Origin of the sequence: Micromonospora globosa (genome assembly GCF_000717585.1) — a bacterium.
Taxonomy (GTDB): domain Bacteria; phylum Actinomycetota; class Actinomycetes; order Mycobacteriales; family Micromonosporaceae; genus Micromonospora; species Micromonospora aurantiaca.
Genome location: NZ_JNZR01000003.1, coordinates 43,451 through 59,408, shown reverse-complemented (window position 1 = coordinate 59,408; position 15,958 = coordinate 43,451). Strand labels below are relative to the sequence as shown.

At 70.5% G+C, this 15,958-nt stretch carries 17 protein-coding genes; 10 read left to right on the top strand and 7 right to left on the bottom strand.

Going from position 1 to position 15,958, the window contains the following annotated elements:
• Window positions 1–72: 72 nt before the first annotated feature.
• Complete coding sequence (locus tag IF06_RS0104655; RefSeq protein WP_030269222.1) at window positions 73–957, bottom strand: NAD(P)-dependent oxidoreductase; 885 nt, start codon at window positions 955–957, stop codon at window positions 73–75.
• Between the two features lie 28 nt (window positions 958–985).
• On the opposite strand from IF06_RS0104655, the gene IF06_RS0104650 reads away from it, so the two are divergent.
• The 3 genes from IF06_RS0104650 to IF06_RS0104640 all read left to right on the top strand — a co-directional run bounded on the left by IF06_RS0104650 (window position 986) and on the right by IF06_RS0104640 (window position 2,973).
• Window positions 986–1,336, top strand: a complete 351-nt coding sequence (locus tag IF06_RS0104650; protein WP_030269220.1) for a winged helix-turn-helix transcriptional regulator — start codon at window positions 986–988, stop codon at window positions 1,334–1,336.
• A 109-nt stretch (window positions 1,337–1,445) separates the two neighbouring features.
• Window positions 1,446–1,994 (top strand): YciI family protein, encoded by a 549-nt coding sequence (locus tag IF06_RS0104645; protein WP_030269219.1) that lies wholly within the window; start codon window positions 1,446–1,448, stop codon window positions 1,992–1,994.
• Between the two features lie 307 nt (window positions 1,995–2,301).
• The gene (locus tag IF06_RS0104640) at window positions 2,302–2,973 is read left to right on the top strand and encodes a hypothetical protein (RefSeq protein WP_232236620.1); all 672 of its coding nucleotides are present in this window, start codon (window positions 2,302–2,304) and stop codon (window positions 2,971–2,973) included.
• Window positions 2,974–3,115: 142 nt separating this feature from the next.
• On the opposite strand, the gene IF06_RS32995 is transcribed toward IF06_RS0104640, so the two are convergent.
• From IF06_RS32995 to IF06_RS0104625, 4 genes are all read right to left on the bottom strand, one after another.
• Entirely contained in the window at window positions 3,116–3,511 is a 396-nt protein-coding gene (locus IF06_RS32995; protein WP_083791370.1) for a CPCC family cysteine-rich protein, read from the bottom strand.
• 46 nt (window positions 3,512–3,557) lie between these two features.
• Window positions 3,558–3,812 carry a Smr/MutS family protein gene (locus IF06_RS0104635; RefSeq protein WP_013288724.1) on the bottom strand — a complete coding sequence of 85 codons (255 nt, stop codon included), beginning with the start codon at window positions 3,810–3,812 and terminating at the stop codon, window positions 3,558–3,560.
• Window positions 3,813–3,871: 59 nt separating this feature from the next.
• Window positions 3,872–4,234 carry a tetratricopeptide repeat protein gene (locus IF06_RS0104630; RefSeq protein WP_013288725.1) on the bottom strand — a complete coding sequence of 121 codons (363 nt, stop codon included), beginning with the start codon at window positions 4,232–4,234 and terminating at the stop codon, window positions 3,872–3,874.
• 86 nt (window positions 4,235–4,320) lie between these two features.
• Window positions 4,321–5,091 (bottom strand): ROK family protein, encoded by a 771-nt coding sequence (locus IF06_RS0104625; RefSeq protein ID WP_013288726.1) that lies wholly within the window; start codon window positions 5,089–5,091, stop codon window positions 4,321–4,323.
• A gap of 85 nt (window positions 5,092–5,176) precedes the next feature.
• On the opposite strand from IF06_RS0104625, the gene IF06_RS0104620 reads away from it, so the two are divergent.
• The 3 genes from IF06_RS0104620 (at window position 5,177) to IF06_RS0104610 (ending at window position 8,255) form a co-directional block, all read left to right on the top strand.
• A complete protein-coding gene (locus tag IF06_RS0104620) occupies window positions 5,177–6,814 on the top strand; it encodes an ABC-F family ATP-binding cassette domain-containing protein (protein WP_013288727.1) in 1,638 nt (545 codons plus the stop codon).
• 38 nt (window positions 6,815–6,852) lie between these two features.
• Window positions 6,853–7,170 (top strand): hypothetical protein, encoded by a 318-nt coding sequence (locus IF06_RS0104615; protein ID WP_013288728.1) that lies wholly within the window; start codon window positions 6,853–6,855, stop codon window positions 7,168–7,170.
• Between the two features lie 359 nt (window positions 7,171–7,529).
• Window positions 7,530–8,255: a BON domain-containing class I SAM-dependent methyltransferase gene (locus tag IF06_RS0104610; RefSeq protein ID WP_013288729.1), complete on the top strand. Its 726-nt coding sequence runs from the start codon at window positions 7,530–7,532 to the stop codon at window positions 8,253–8,255.
• A gap of 104 nt (window positions 8,256–8,359) precedes the next feature.
• On the opposite strand, the gene IF06_RS0104605 is transcribed toward IF06_RS0104610, so the two are convergent.
• Complete coding sequence (locus IF06_RS0104605; RefSeq protein ID WP_013288730.1) at window positions 8,360–9,358, bottom strand: LacI family DNA-binding transcriptional regulator; 999 nt, start codon at window positions 9,356–9,358, stop codon at window positions 8,360–8,362.
• A 150-nt stretch (window positions 9,359–9,508) separates the two neighbouring features.
• Here IF06_RS0104605 and IF06_RS0104600 point away from each other — a divergent pair, with 150 nt between their 5' ends.
• Genes IF06_RS0104600 through IF06_RS0104585 form a run of 4 tightly spaced genes read left to right on the top strand, consistent with a single transcriptional unit; the run spans window position 9,509 to window position 14,192 of the window.
• Entirely contained in the window at window positions 9,509–11,020 is a 1,512-nt protein-coding gene (locus IF06_RS0104600; protein WP_030269214.1) for an alpha-N-arabinofuranosidase, read from the top strand.
• A gap of 37 nt (window positions 11,021–11,057) precedes the next feature.
• On the top strand, window positions 11,058–12,389 hold the full coding sequence (locus IF06_RS0104595) for an ABC transporter substrate-binding protein (RefSeq protein WP_030269212.1): 1,332 nt from the start codon (window positions 11,058–11,060) through the stop codon (window positions 12,387–12,389).
• 6 nt (window positions 12,390–12,395) lie between these two features.
• Complete coding sequence (locus tag IF06_RS0104590; protein WP_013288733.1) at window positions 12,396–13,358, top strand: carbohydrate ABC transporter permease; 963 nt, start codon at window positions 12,396–12,398, stop codon at window positions 13,356–13,358.
• Between the two features lie 9 nt (window positions 13,359–13,367).
• On the top strand, window positions 13,368–14,192 hold the full coding sequence (locus tag IF06_RS0104585) for a carbohydrate ABC transporter permease (protein ID WP_030269210.1): 825 nt from the start codon (window positions 13,368–13,370) through the stop codon (window positions 14,190–14,192).
• A gap of 21 nt (window positions 14,193–14,213) precedes the next feature.
• On the opposite strand, the gene IF06_RS0104580 is transcribed toward IF06_RS0104585, so the two are convergent.
• A complete protein-coding gene (locus IF06_RS0104580; protein ID WP_013288735.1) occupies window positions 14,214–15,707 on the bottom strand; it encodes an amino acid permease in 1,494 nt (497 codons plus the stop codon).
• Window positions 15,708–15,958 lie beyond the last annotated feature (251 nt).

Genomic DNA, 15,958 nt, shown 5'->3' with positions numbered 1-15,958 from the left:
ATCGACACCACCTCGCCGAAGTGGCGGTATCCGCGCGCCGGGATACCGCCACCTCGGCGTACTGGTTGTGGGTCAGCGCCGCCCCAGCACCTCGGCGACCCGCAGGAAACCGTCCGCGCCGTGGCCCAGCCCGACGGCCCGGCGGGCCATGCCCTCGGCCGCACGCATCACCCCGGCGTCGATGCCGTGCGCCTCGGACGTGTGGACGATGTGCGCCATGGACGACACGGCGGAGGTGATCGGGTTGCCGTCGCCGGGGAAGATCCCCGTGTCCATCTCCGCCGCACCCTCCTCGAAGATCGGCGGCAGGATCGCGGCGATGCCGGCGGCGAACGGCACGATTTCCCCGGCCGTCACGCCCTCCGCCTTCGCCACCGCCAGCGCGTGCGCGTAGCCCGCCATCGCGGTCCAGAAGATGTCGAGCAGCGCGATGTCGTACGCAGCCGCGCGCCCGATCTCCTCGCCGAGGTGCGTGTGGGTACCGCCCAGCGCGTCGAGCACCGGCTGGTGCTCCTGGTAGAGGCCGGCCGGACCGCTGTAGATGAGCACCGCGTCCGGGGTGCCGATGGTGGTGGTCGGCGTCATGATCGCGCCGTCCAGGTACCGGATGGCGTGTCCGGCCGCCCACCGCGCGGTGTCCCGGGCCCGGTCCGGGGTGTCGGCCGTCAGGCTGACGACCGTTCGGCCCGTGAGTGCGGCGGCCACCGCCTCGCGTCGCAGGATGGCGTCCGACGCGTCGTAGTTCACCACGCAGACCACAGTCAGCTCGCTCGCGGCGACCGCCTCCTCGGCGGTCCGGGCGCTCGTCGCGCCCCGCTCGACCAGCTCGCGGTCCTTGCCGGGCGTGCGATTCCAGACCGTCGTCGGCACTCCGGCGCTCAGGAAGGCGCCGGCCAGCGCACGACCCATCGGTCCCAGACCGAGCACCGTGACAGACTTGTCGGGATTGGTGTTCACGCAGACTCCTCTTGTCGAACGGACGCAGATGACGCGCAGCCGGGCCCAGGATCTGAACGTCTGTGGAGTGACGGCCGCGATCGCCGTCATCGACGGCAAGTGGAAGACAGCCCTGCTCTGGCTGCTGGAATCCGGCCCGCGCCGCCCCGGAGAGCTGCGCCGGCAGCTTCCGGGCCTCACCGAGAAGGTGCTGACTCAGGCGCTACGGGAGATGGAGGGCGACGGACTGGTGCACCGGGAGGCGTACGAGGTGCTGCCGCTGAAGACCGAGTACTCGCTCACCACTTTCGGCCGCGACCTCGCCGAGGCGCTGGCACCTCTCTCCGACTGGGGCCACCGCCGCCTGGACAAACTCGCCGAAGCCCGCACCGCCTCCTGACCTGTCCTTTTCCGCCTCCACCCACAACCAGGTTCGTCGCGGTCGCGCACGCCGACAAGTACCCACAAAAAAGTGGCTACGCCTGTCGATCGACCGCGAGACTCGGGTCATGGAATTCTTCTGCTACCACCGCGATCGGCTCGACTCGGCAACTCTGCGCCAGGAGCTGATCGAGGAGCACTGGTCCTACATGGACGGGTACGCGGAGCAGATGATCGCTCGCGGGCCGACCCTCGTCGACGACGGTTCACCGACCGGCAGCGTGCACATCCTGGCCCTGCCCGGCCCCGCCGCCGCCCGGGCGTTCGCCTTCGACGAGCCCAACTACCAGGCCGGCGCGTACCGGGACGTGATGCTGCGCCGGTGGCGCAACATGCTGGGCCGCACCATGTGGGACTTCCCCGGCGGCCGGACCGGCGGCAACCGCTACCTGGTGCTCGGTCTCGGTCCGGAGCAGAGCGCCGGCCGGGTGTTGCCGCAGCGGCAGGACGAGCTGATCGCGTACGGGCCGCTGCTGTCCGACGACGGCGCGAGGTGGCTCGGTACGGCGGCGCTGGTGCGAGCGGCCGACCCGGACGAGGCTCGGGCGGTGCTGGCCGCCGACCGGTACGCCGACGTCGAGGTGCACAACTGGGTGTTCGGCGGCCGCCCGGCGTAACCGGCTACTCGTGATCTCCCAAGCGCAGCAGGAGACCTGCGGGCTGCGTCGTGCCGCCGTGGATGGGCGCGGCGTTCAGCAGCCGATGTCCCGGCAGCAGCGCCAGTAAATCGGGACGTTGTGCCGGTCCGACCCGGGTCTCACCGTATTCCCCCATGTCGTAGGCGACGTACGGCTCGGTGAACTGAAGGCGCAGCAACTCGCCGGCGGGGGCGATTCGCCGACTGGGACACGCCGCCAAGTATCCACAGGTGGCTAGGCTGGCGACGTGCCAAGCGATCCGGAGCGTGTACGGCAGGCGCTGGCGATGTGGGACGGTTTCCCCGTTCACCGCGAGCCGCGCCCGATCGTGCTGACAGCGATGGGCGTCACGGCGCTCGACCGACTCATGGTGGACACGCAGTGGCGGTCGTTGTTCGACGCCCCCGGCGTCCCGGAGTCCGAGTTACCGCCGGAGATCGTGCCGGCCGCCGTCGACTACTGCCGTGACGTGCAGAGCGGGGCGCAGAGACCGCTGGCGAACATCATCCGGGCGAACGGACCGTTCGCCACCGACCGAGGCACTCGCGAACTCCCGGCGTGGATGATGCACCCCGACGACCGGCGATGGCCGTTCATCGCTCTGGACCCGGACTTCGAACGTCGGATGACGTGGCGGCCACCCGGCGTAGGAGCCGCTCATCACGAGGAGGCCGTGCTCGCGCACGATGGGCGCACTCTGACGTTCCGGTTCATCGGAACGCCCGCGCAATATGCCGACTACCCAGACGCCGTGGTGTTCGAGACGGACACGGCGGTGCTCGTCGAACCGGTGGAGGTCGCCCGCGACGGAGACGGCTATCGGCTGGCCTACGCCGAGGAGCGCGAGGTGGTGGTGCGCCTGGCCGCTCCGCTCGGCAACCGGGTCCTGATCGGCATCGGGCACGGTCCCGGAACAACCACCTTCGGCCTCCCCATAACGGTGCTCACCGCGGCCTGACCGAGGTGAGCAGACGCGATGGCCACCACCCCAGAGCGCCTGAGCGTTGTCCGGTCTCGGGAGCCACATGACAGATCGGTATCAGGACCTGCGTGACTCTCGGCGAGAGCGCGGAAGCGACCGGCTGTGCCGTCCGAGCACGTCAAGCCGTCCCGGGCGTTGATCGACGGCGTCTGCGCTCCCAACGGGCTCGTCGCTCGGCATAGGCACGCCGCGCATCCGACAGACTGACCGGCCGTTCGGCGTAGGCACGACGTGCATCCGTCAGACTGAGCGAACCGTTGGGGCCACCCCGCACCGTGTCAGCGTCCTCGTCGTCCTGCCCGTCGTCCTCCCAACCGCAGGCGAAGCAGATCTCGAACTGACCTCGCCCTTCGAGCGTCGGGTGCCGGCAGCAGGGACACGCGTAGGGTTCGCCACCCGCTTCAGCCACCACAGAACGCTGGTTCAACCCCTCGACGTACTGCTCAAACCACCTGGTGCGACTCGCGAGTTCTTCTGCGGACGGCCCCTCCTGCTTGCCGGCATGCTCGTCCATCCTCTGCACCTAACGTTGTCGATCGGTTGACGTGGCTCGTATACCGCTACTTCCAGCGGAAGTGCACGAACAGCCGGCCGAAGTTCTTCGAGTCCTTCTCGACCCGGTGGTAGAGCTGCTTCACGTCCTTCTGGTCGAGGAAGCGCAGCACCTTCTTCTTCAGCGCGCCCGACCCCTTGCCCGGGATGATCTCCACGAGCGTGGCCTTCTTCGCCACCGCCTCGTCCATGATCCCGCGCAGCGCACGATCGATGTCGTGGCCCTTGTTGTAGATGTCGTGGAGGTCGAGCTTGAGCTTCACGGTCCCATCCTAGGTACGCGGAAGGGCAGCCCGCCCGGGCTGCCCTTCCGCGTGATCAGTCAACGACCGACCTTGCCCTCCACCCGGCGCAGGGCGGTGGCGTAGTCGGTGTTCGTCGAGTACATCGCGGCCGCGATGCGCAGGTGCCGCAGCGCGTCCACGGGCCGGTTCATCCGCTCCAGCGTGCGGCCGAGCACGTGGTGCGCGTAGTGGTCGCTCGGGTCGCGGTCGACCAGCGCGCGCAGCTGCTCCTCGGCCCGGTTGAGCTGGGCCGACTGGAAGTACGCGCGGGCCAGCAGCTGCCGGACCGAGGAGTTGTCCGGCTCCGCCTCGATGATCGGTTCGAGCAGCCGGGCCGCTCCGGTCGGGTCACCCGCTTCGAAGAACATGGTCGCCCGCCGGTACTCCGCCAGAAGATCCACTCGACCCACCTCCTCGTGTCGCGCCAGGCCTTGGTCCGACGCTGGCACAACACCGGCGCAAGCGCGAGTGTTCCTGCGGTCGAAGATCAGGTGGTCGGGTCGTACCGGCCGCCGATCAGGTCCCAGGCCCGGACACCACCGACGATTCCGGCCGTGTTCGGGACGATCACCACGTCGTCGCCCATCCGGGCCACCTGCTCGGGCCGGATCAGCCGGGAGTTGCCGCCGCCGAGATAGAGCCGGTCCCAGCGGAACACCGGCCGCAGGCCGTCCACCACCTGCCGGATCCGCCGCGACCAGAACGCGTCGCCGAGGCGCCGCCGTTCCGGCTCCCCCACGTACGTGTCGTAGGTGGTGTTCCACCGCACCGGCGCGTGCGACAGCTCCAGGTGCGGCGCCAGCACCCCGCCGTCGAACAGCGCGCTGCCCAGCCCGGTGCCGAGCGTCAGCACCAGCTCGCAGCCGGTCCCGGCGACCACGCCCGCGCCGTGCACCTCGGCGTCGTTCAGCACCAGCGCCGGCACGCCGAACGCCCCGGCCAGCGCGGTGCGCGCGTCGTACCCGGACCACTCGGCCAGCAACTCGGGGTCGACGCGGCTGCGCGGCCCGGAACGGGTCACGTAGTGCGGCGTCGCCACCACGACGCCGTGCCGGATCATGCCGGGCATGCCGACGGTGAGCCGGTCCGCCGTGGGCAGGCGGGCGCCGAGATCCAGCAGCGTCTTGACGAACAGGCCGGGCGGCAACGGGTACGGCGTGGGCACGCGCAACGGCCGCGCGCGCATGGTTCCGGCGGCATCCAGTACGGAGGCCTTGATCCCGCCGCCACCACAGTCGATCGCCAGTGTGGTCACCACGGCTGTGAGTCTCCCTCAGACCGGCGCCGCCGCGAGCGCGGGTCACGGTAATCCGGATGTGCCCGCCGGTAGGCTCGATCACCTGATGAGCGCCACGTTGATCGCCAAGGACCTCACCGCCGGCCACGGTGACCGCATCCTCTTCGAAGACCTCGACCTGGTCGTCGCGCCCGGCGACGTGGTGGGGCTGGTCGGGGTCAACGGCGCGGGCAAGTCCACGCTGCTGCGTACCCTCGCCGGTCTTGCCCCCCGCGAGCAGGGCTCGGTCTCGCTGAGCCCGCCCACGGCGACTGTCGGCTACCTGCCGCAGGAGCCGGAGCGCCGGCCCGGCGAGACGGTCCGCGGCTTCCTGGCCCGGCGGACCGGGGTGACCGCCGCGCAGGCCGCGCTTGATGCCGCCACCGAGGCGCTCACCGCCGGGTCAGCGGGCGCCGACGACGCGTACGCGAACGCCTTGGAACGCTGGCTCGACCTCGGCGGCGCGGATCTGGACGAGCGGGCCGAGCAGGTCGCGGCGGAGCTGGGTCTCGACGTCGACCTGGACCACCCGATGACCGGACTGTCCGGCGGGCAGGCCGCCCGCGCCGGGCTCGCGTCGCTGCTGCTCAGCCGGTACGACGTCTTCCTGCTCGACGAGCCCACGAACGACCTGGACCTGGCCGGGCTGGACCGGCTGGAACGCTTCGTCACCGGCCTGCGGGCCGGGACCGTGCTGGTCAGCCACGACCGGGAGTTCCTCACCCGCACCGTCAACCGGATCGTCGAGCTGGACCTGCACCAGCGGCAGGTCAAGCGCTACGGCGGCGGCTACGCGGCCTACCTGGAGGAGCGCGCGGTGGCGCGCCGGCACGCCCGCGAGGAGTACGAGGAGTACGCCGACACGAAGGCCGACCTGGAGGCGCGCGCCCGCACCCAGCGGGCGTGGATGGAGAAGGGCGTCAAGAACGCCCGCCGCAAGGCCACCGACAACGACAAGATCGGCCGCAAGTACCGCGCCGAGTCGACCGAGAAGCAGGCCGCGAAGGCCAAGCAGACCGCCCGGCTGATCGAGCGGCTGGACGTGGTCGAGGAGCCGCGCAAGGAGTGGGAACTGCGGATGGAGATCGCCGCCGCGCCCCGCGCCGGCGCCGTCGTGGCCTCGCTCCGGCAAGCGGTGGTACGCCGTGGCGGCTTCACGCTCGGCCCGGTGGACCTCCAGATCGACTGGGCCGACCGGGTGGCGATCACCGGGGCGAACGGCTCCGGCAAGAGCACCCTGCTCGCCGCGCTGCTCGGGCGGCTGCCACTGGACGAGGGACACGCCGCGCTCGGCCCGGGTGTGGTGGTCGGCGAGGTCGACCAGGCCCGGGGACTGTTCCTCGGCGACCAGCCGCTGCTGGAGGCGTTCGGCGCCGCCGTACCCGATCTCGCCCCGGCGGACGTGCGGACACTGCTGGCCAAGTTCGGGCTGCGCGCCGAGCATGTGCTGCGGCCGGCGGCGACGCTGTCCCCCGGCGAGCGGACCCGGGCCGCGCTGGCCCTGCTCCAGGGCCGGGGCGTCAACCTGCTGGTGCTCGACGAGCCGACGAACCACCTCGACCTGGCCGCGATCGAGCAGTTGGAGTCGGCACTGGCGAGCTACCCGGGAACGCTGCTGCTGGTGACCCACGACCGGCGGATGCTCGACGCGGTGAGCGTGAACCGGCGGCTGCGCGTGGCGGACGGACGGATCGCCGAACACTGATCCGTGCCGACCGGCGCGCGCGGGTCCACAATGAGCGCATGCTCAAGTGGGAGTACGCGCTGCTGGTCCGCCGCCGCCAGGCCGCCGCCACCGACGCCGGGTGGGAGGTCGTCTTCATCTGGTACGGCCCGGACGGCTCCATGATCGACGTGACGCCGTACGGCGACACCGCGCTGGCCCACCTGAACCGGGCCGGTGACCAGGGCTGGGAACTGGTCGCGATGAGCGAGGACCCGTCGCTGCCGGGCAACAACGAGCTGCACCGCTACCACCTCAAGCGCCCGAAGGCAGCGGCTGCCCAGCCGCGCCAGCGCATGCGAGGCTCCCGCACAGTCCGCCGAACCCTCTCCCCCTGACCGCCCCCGTCCCCGCCCTACCCCCTGTCCCTCTGTTCCCCCTGTTCCCGTCGATCTTGCAGTTGCCGCCCTTCAGGTGCCCCTTTTGCGAGCTTGGTCCGGGCGGCAAGCGCAAGATCGACGGCGGCGGGGGCGCGGGAGCCGGCATCGGCGCGCACACCCCGACCGCTGCCCCGGTGATCAAGGAGTTTGCGTCATTGTCGTGCTCGAAACAGGACACGAACTCCTTGATCACCGAGGTCGGCGGGGCGACGCTGGCAGGACACGAACTCCTTGATCAATTTGTGACGGGGGGGCGGGCTCGGTGCCTGGGGGCATATTGGGGTGAATCGGGGGTAACGGGCCGCCGGAGGTGGCGCATGGTGGCGATGGGGCAGACCGCGCTCTCGGGTGAGCGACTCCGGCAGACCGACGGCTTCCTCGCCGAGGCGTGGGCCGACATGGTCCGGCACGACGAGCGGCTGCGCGGAACGGCGGTCGAGGTGCGCTTCGACCGTGGGGTGGCGCACCTGACCGGCGAGGTCGCCGACCCGGAACAGCTACGGCGGGTACGGGAGCTGATCGGCCGGCTGTCCGGCGTACTCGGCGTCTGGTGCCGGGTCAGCGTGGCCGGGCGGGCGCCGGTGGTGGTCGACCTGGGCTGCGGTGCGACCAAGCAGTGGCCGGGCAACCTGGGACTGGACATCTATCCGGCGCCGGGGGTGAACGCGGTCGCCAACCTGGCCGGCTCACTGCCGCTGCGCGACGACTCGGTGGACGTGTTCTTCGCGGTGCACATCGTCGAGCATCTGATCGACTTCCTGCCGCTGTTCGACGAGTGCCACCGGGCGCTGCGGCCGGGCGGGGTGCTGCACGTGATGAGTCCCTGGTGGCGGCACGTCAACGCGGTGGCCGACCCGACGCACGTACGCCTGCTCGACGTGCAGACGTTCAAGGGCATCTGCGGCCAGCGCCCGCCGGGCACGCCACGCTGGTACCCGCTGCACGTCGGCTGCGACGGCGCCTCGATCTTCGCCGACCTCACCCCGCTGCCACCGGACGCCCCTGCCCCGCCCTCCTCCCACCTTGCCCGCTTCTTCGACTGAAGCCGCGCCGGCCGACCCGAGGGACCGCCCCGTCGATCATGAGGTTGACGGCACTCAAGGAGATCGACTTCGCCGTCAACTTCATGATCGACGGCAAAACAGGGCTAGGCGGATTCGCGCAGGGCCAGGTGGTGGGGGGCCACCAGCTCGCGGGGTGGGGACTCGCGATCGGGGCCCAGGCGGCCCGCCAGCAGCTCGACCGCGAGGCGGGCGATGCGCTCCTTGTCGGGGACGACCGTGGTCAGCGTCGGAATCGAGAAGCGACCGTCCTCGATGTCGTCGAAGCCGGCCACCGCGACGTCCTCGGGCACGCGCAGGCCCATCTCGTGCAGGGCACGCAGCGCGCCGAGCGCAAGGGTGTCGTTGAAGCAGAAGACGGCGTCGGGGCGTACCCCCGTGGTGAGCAGGTGCCGCATGGCGGCGGCGCCGTCCGCGCGGTGCCAGGCCGGCGCGGGCGCCACCAGGCGGTCGTCGTAGGCGATGCCGGCCTCGGTCAGCGCGGCGGTGTAGCCGGCCAGGCGGAGCCGGGCGCTGGCGCCCTCGGGGGTGCGCTGCGAGCCGATGGCGGCGATCCGGCGGCGGCCGAGCCCGATCAGGTGGGCGGTGATCTCGCGGGCGGCGGCCACGTTGTCGATCATCACGTGGTCGGCGGGGCCGTGGTCGACGCGTTCGCCGAGCAGCACCATGGGCAGGCCGGCCAGCGCGGCGAGGTCGTCGGCGGTGAGCGCGAGCGGGCTCAGGATCAGTCCGTCGATCATGTGGTCGCCGATCCCGCTGGCGGCCTTGCGCTCCTGCTCGGAGCGGCCGCCGGTCTGGTCGATCAGCACCGTCCAGCCGTGGTCGGCGGCGGCGGTGACGACGTGCCGGGCCAGCTCGGCGAAGTAGGGGATGTCCAGTTCGGGTACGGCCAGCGCGATCACCCCGGTGCGCCCCTTACGCAGGTTGCGGGCCGACAGGTTGGGCCGGTAGTTGAGCGCGGCGATGGCCTCCTCGACGCGGGCCCGGGTGTCGGCGCGCACGTGCTGGTAGCCGTTGACGACGTTGGAGACGGTCTTCACCGACACTCCGGCGCGCTCCGCGACGTCCTTGAGCCTGTGCCGCACTGCACTTCCTTCCGGTGAACGCTGGCCGCACTGTACCGCGCCACGACGACGCGACTGCCTCTTTACACGAGCGCTTACAACGTTGTAGAAACCACTGACAGCGGAGTGACCGCGGTCACCCGCACCAGCAGCGAGGGAGAGGTTGGCATCGTGCCGAACGCGCAGCTCACGATCGATCCGGCGTTCCGGGTCGCGCCGGCGGACCGCCGGATCTTCGGTTCCTTCGTCGAGCACATGGGGCGCTGCGTCTACGGCGGGGTGTACGAACCGGGCCACCCCACAGCCGATCGGCGAGGGCTGCGGCGCGACGTGCTGGACCTGACCCGTGAGCTGGGCGTCTCGGTGGTCCGCTACCCGGGCGGCAACTTCGTCTCCAGCTACCGCTGGGAGGACGGCATCGGCCCGGTCGGTGACCGCCCGCGCCGGCTCGACCTGGCCTGGAAGACCATCGAGACCAACGAGTTCGGGCTGGACGAGTTCATGACCTGGGCGGCGGAGGCCGGGGTCGAGCCGATGATGGCTGTCAACCTCGGCACCCGCGGCGTCACCGAGGCGCTCGAACTGCTGGAGTACACCAACCACCCGGGCGGCAGCCAGCTGTCCGACCTGCGCCGCAAGCACGGCGCCGAGAAGCCGTACGGGGTGCGGCTGTGGTGCCTCGGCAACGAGATGGACGGGCCGTGGCAGGTCGGGCACAAGACCGCCGACGAGTACGGCCGCCTCGCCGCCGAGACCGCCCGCGCGATGAAGATGATCGACCCCTCGATCAGCCTGGTCGCCTGCGGAAGCTCCAACCGGGGCATGCCCACGTTCGCCTCGTGGGAGGCGACGGTGCTGGAGCACACCTACGAGCACGTCGACTACATCTCCGCCCACACCTACTACGACCCGTCCGACGGCGACCGGGCCAGCCTGCTCGCCTCCGCCGTCGACATGGACGCCTTCATCACCGAGGTCGTCGCCACCGCCGACCACGTCGGCGCCAAGCTGCGGCAGAAGCGCAAGCTGAAGATCTCGTTCGACGAGTGGAACGTCTGGTACCAGTCCCGCCTCCAGTCCGACCTGGACCGGCGCGGCTGGGTCGAGGCGCCCGCGCTGATCGAGGACGACTACACAGCCGTCGACGCGGTGGTGGTGGGCGACCTGCTGATCACCCTGCTCCGGCACGCCGACCGCATCGGCGTGGCCTGCCAGGCGCAGCTCGCGAACGTGATCGCCCCGATCCGTACCCGCAACGGCGGCCCGGCCTGGCGGCAGAGCATCTTCCACCCGTTCGCGCTGACCGCCCGGTACGCCCGCGGCACCGTGCTGCGGACCGAGCCCACCGGCCCGACCTACGAGACCCCGCGGTACGGCGACGTGCCCGCGCTGGACACCGTCGCCGTGCACGACGAGGAGAGCGGCGAGCTGGCCGTCTTCGCGGTCAACCGCAGCTCGCAGGACCTCCCGCTCGACCTGGACCTGCGCGGCCTGCCCGGCCTGCGGGCCGAGGCGCACACCACGGTGGCGGCCGGAACCGACCCGAACGCCACGAACACCGAAGCGGACCCGGAGCGGGTCACGCCCCGGGACCTCACCACACCCACTGTCGACGGCGGCCGGGCCTCCGTGCTGCTGCCGGCCACCTCCTGGAACCTGCTGCGCTTCGTGCCGGCGCTGTGACCAGCAAATACTCCATCCCGTCCCCCAAGGAGTACCCATGATCCAGAACGAGATGAGCCGGCGGCGCCTGCTCGGGCTCGGCGTCGGGCTCGGCGCGGCGGCCACGCTGACACTCAGCGGCTGCGGCGGCGGCAGCAGCTCCGACAGCTCCGGCGCCTCCGGCAACGGCGGCAAGGACTACACCGGCCCGAAAGTCGACCTGAAGCTGTGGAACGGCTTCACCGGCGGCGACGGCGACATCTTCAAGACGCTCGTCCAGCAGTTCAACAGCGAGCACAAGAACATCGCGGTCAGCGTGATCACGTACCAGTGGGAGGACTACTACAGCAAGCTCCCCGGCGCGGTCTCCAGCGGCAACGGACCGGACATCGCGGTCATGCACATGGACCAGCTCGCCACGTTCGCCGCCCGCGGCGTGATCACCGAACTGGACGACGTGGCGAAGGCGCTGGAGCTGAGCGAGGGCGACTTCGCCCCGACTGTGTGGAAGGGCGGCCTCTACAACGACAAGCGGTACGGCATCCCGCTCGACATGCACCCGCTGGGCTTCTACTACAACAAGGCGGTCATGCAGAAGGCCGGCCTGGACCCGGAGAAGCCGCCGGCCACCAGGGACGAGTACATAGCCGCGCTCACCGAGCTGAAGAAGTCCGGCGTGCAGGGCTTCTGGGTCAGCCCGTTCCAGTTCACCGGCGGCATGACGTACTACAGCCTGCTGCACCAGTGGGGCGGCACCGTCTTCGACGCCGAGGTGGCGAAGGCGACGTTCAACTCCGACCCGGCTGTCGAGGCGTGCACCTGGCTGGTCGACCTGATCAAGCAGGGCCACTCCCCCGCGAACGTCGGCCAGGACGCCGACTACCTGGCGTTCAAGAGCGGCAAGAACGCGTTCACCTGGAACGGCATCTGGCAGATCAACGACCTGAAGAAGAGTCCGAACGTGCAGTGGGGCGTCGCGCCGCTGCCGCAGATCGGCAGCCAGAAGGCCGCCTGGGCGAACTCGCACAACTTCACAATCGTCAAGCAGCGCTCCGCGAACGCCGACAAGACCGCCGGGGCGAAGGTGTTCATCAACTGGCTGAGCCAGCACTCGCTGGACTGGGCCAAGGGCGGCCAGGTGCCGGCCCGCAAGGCGGTCCGCGAGAGCAGCGAGTTCACCGCGCTCACCGAGGTCAACGCGCTCGCCCCGGAACTGGAGTACGCCGCGTTCCCGCCCGCCGCGCCCGGCCTGGGCGAGGTCATCCTGACCTTCTACAGCGCCTTCAACGAGGCGGCGCTGGGCAAGAAGTCGCCGAAGCAGGCGCTCGACGACGGCGTGGCCAAGGCGAACAAGCAACTGGAGGACAACCGCAAGAAGTACGGGAACTGATCCGCCGTGGCGGACGTGATCGAGGTCGGGGCGGCGCGTGACGGCGCGCCGCCACCGGCGGCACGCACCCGCCGCCGGGGCGCGACGGAACGCGGCAACCGGACGACGCCGTACCTCTTCCTCGCGCCGTACCTGATCCTGTTCGGCGTCTTCGGCCTGGCGCCGATCCTGTTCGGGGTCTGGATCAGCCTGCACCAGTGGGATCTGCAACTGCCCAACCGGCCGTTCGTCGGGCTCGGCAACTACCGGGACCTGTTCTCCAGCGACTCGGCGATCTACGGGGACTGGTGGTCGAGCGTCCGGGCCACCGGGATCTTCACGCTGTTCTCCGTACCGCTGCTGGTGGTCGTACCGCTCGGGCTGGCGCTGCTGCTCAACCGCTCGTTCCCCGGCCGGACGTTCTTCCGGGCCGCGTTCTTCGCGCCGTACGTGCTGGGCGTGGCGGTGATCGGCCTGCTCTGGCGGTTCCTGCTCGACGCCAACCTGGGCCTGGTCAACCGGCTGCTCGGCGTGCTCGGGCTCCCCTCGGACACGCCGTGGGTGACCGACGTGCCGTGGGCCTGGGTGTCACTCGTCGGCGTGACCGTGTGGTGGACGTGCGGCTTCAACGCAGTGATCTACCTGGCCGGTCTCCAGGACATCCCGGCCGAGCTGTACGAGGCGGCCAAGGTGGACGGCGCGGGCGCGTGGGACCGGTTCCGCCACGTCACGATCCCCGGCCTGCGGCCGGTGATGCTGTTCGTCTTCACCACCACGATCCTCGCCTCGGCGAACGTGTTCGGGCAGGCGTTCCTGATCACCCAGGGCGCGCCCGGCGAACAGACCCGCACGGTGGTCTGGCGGATCGTCGACGAAGGGCTGCGGGACTACGACGCCGGGCGGGCCGCCGCGATGAGCGTGTTCTTCGCGCTGATGCTCGCAGTGGTGAGCGTCGTCAACTTCCGGCTGTTCCGCTACCGGGAAGACTGAGGGGACGACATGAGGAACATGCGCGCGGTGGCGCGGTACGGCGTACTGCTGCTGATCACCGCGATCTTCGTGACCCCGCTGGTCTGGATGCTGCTGACGTCGGTGAAGACGTACGACGACGCGCAGCGGGTGCCGCCCGGCTGGCTGCCGAACCCGTTCTCCACCTACGGCTATCAGCAGATCGTCGACAACGCGGCGAACCCGGTGCTGCGCTGGTTCGTCAACAGCATGCTGGCGGCCACCCTGCACACGCTGCTGGTGCTGGTGACCGCGTCGATGGCCGCGTACGCGCTGGCCCGGATGCGGTTCCGCGGCCGCAAGGTGCTGTTCGCGCTGATCGTGGGCACGCTGTTCCTGCCGCCCACCTCGCTGATCATCCCGAACTTCATCATCGCCGAGCGGCTGAACTGGATCGACACGCTCACAGTGGTGATCGTGCCGGGTGCGGCGAGCGCGTTCGGGGTGTTCTTCCTGCGCCAGTTCTTCCTGTCCATCCCGGCCGAGTTGGAGGAGGCGGCGGTGCTGGACGGCGCGAACCACTGGCAGGTCTTCCGCCGGGTGCTGCTGCCGCTGTCGAAGCCGGCCCTGGCGACGCTGGCGGTGCTGTCGTTCCTGACCAACTGGAACGACTTCCTCTGGCCGGTGTACGTGCTGTTCAGCCCGGAACGGCTGACGCTGCCGGCGGGCCTGGGCCTGCTCCAGGGCGCGTACGTGACCGACTATCCGGTCATCATGGCGGGCGCGGTGCTGGCGAGCGTACCGGTGCTGATCCTGTTCGTGTTCGCCCAGCGGCACGTCATCCAGGGCGTCTCCCGCAGCGGCCTGAAGGGGTGAGCGGGTAAGGAAGGGCCCGCCTCAGGGGGTGGGGGCGGGCTCGGGGGTGTCCGAGTGCTCGCGACGGGCGAGCCGGTTCTTGCGGTGGCCGTACCCGAAGTAGATGACCGCGCCGAGCAGCATCCAGGCGAGGAACCGCAGCCAGGTCTCCACCGACAGGTTCAGGCTCAGGTAGAGGCAGGCCACTGCGGTGACGATCGGCAGCACCGGCGAGAACGGCACCTTGAACGGCCGCTCCAGGTCGGGGCGGCGCCTGCGCAGGATCGGCACCGCGATCGCGACCAGCGTGAACGCGCAGAGCGCGCCGATGCTGACCAGGTCGGCCAGCGCGGACAGCGGCAGGAAACCGGCGAGCAGCGCCACCGCGACGGTCATGATCCCGGCGATCCGGTACGGGGTGCCCCAGCGCGGGTGCACCTTGGCGATGGCGGGTGGGATGAGCCCGTCGCGGGCGATGGCGAAGCCGATCCGGCCCATCGCCACCAGGTCGACCAGGATCACGCTGGTGAGCCCGGCGACGGCGGCGATGGAGACGAGCACCGCGGCCCAGCCGGCGCCGACCGCCCGGAACGCGGACGCGATGGGCGCGCCCTCGTCGATCTCGGTGTACTTGACCATGCCGACAACGACGAGCGAGACACCGATGTAGAGCACCGTGGAGATGAGCAGCGTGCCGAGCAGACCCAGCGGCAGGTCCCGCTTGGGCTTGCGGGTCTCCTCACCCAGGTTCGCCACGGCCTCGAACCCGGTGTACGCGAAGAACACCACTGCGGCGGCGGTGAGCACCCCGGCGAAGCCGAAGACGGACGGCTCCAACCCGAAGATCGCCTGGGTGACCGGCTGCTTGACGCCGTCGTCCCCGGCCCCGGCCGGCTCGGCGGACGGGATGAACGGGCTGAGGTTGGCCGCCTTGACGAAGAACAGCCCGGCGATGATGACGAAGGCACAGATCGCCACCTTGACCAGCACGAGCAGGTTGGTGACCCGGGCCGACTCGCGGATGCCGACGACGGCGACCACACCGAGCACCAGCACGATGCCGATCGCGCCGAGGTTGACGACGCTGCCCTCCTCGGCGAACCAGGCGCTGGGCAGGCCGAACAGGTCGGCGAGGTAGCCGGACCAGCCACGGGCGACCACCGCCGCGCCGAGCGCGAACTCCAGCAGCAGGTCCCAGCCGATGATCCAGGCGACGATCTCGCCCATCGTCGCGTACGCGTAGGTGTAGGCGCTGCCGGCGGTCGGCACGCTGCTGGCGAGTTCGGCGTAGCAGAGCGCGGCGAGCAGCGCGACCAGGCCGGCGATGCCGAACGAGATCACCACACCCGGCCCGGCGCTGTTGCGCGCCTCGACACCGGTGAGCGTGAAGATGCCGGTGCCGATCACGATGCCGATGCCGAAGCCCATCAGGTCGACCGCGCCGAGCCGGCGCCGCAGGCCCGGTTTGCCGTCCTCGCCGTCGGCGTCGCCCTGGGCGAGCACGTCGCCGATCGGCTTGGTCCGCAGGACCGACATCTGATCACCTCCCCCGCCGTGCGGCCGCCACGGTGGCGGTCCGTGACCGGGCAAGCTACCCAGCCGTTTTCCGCTCCAATCCCGCACGGCGTGTCTCGGAATCGTCACGATCCGGCCGATCGGACGACGCCGGACATCGATCGGCCCTCAGGGTCTTGCGCCGGGCACGGATAGATGAAAGTTTTCTACCGGAGGTATGGGTATCGCGGCGAATCTTGCCGTGACGCCCCGCCGCCGACCGTCCCCCCGGA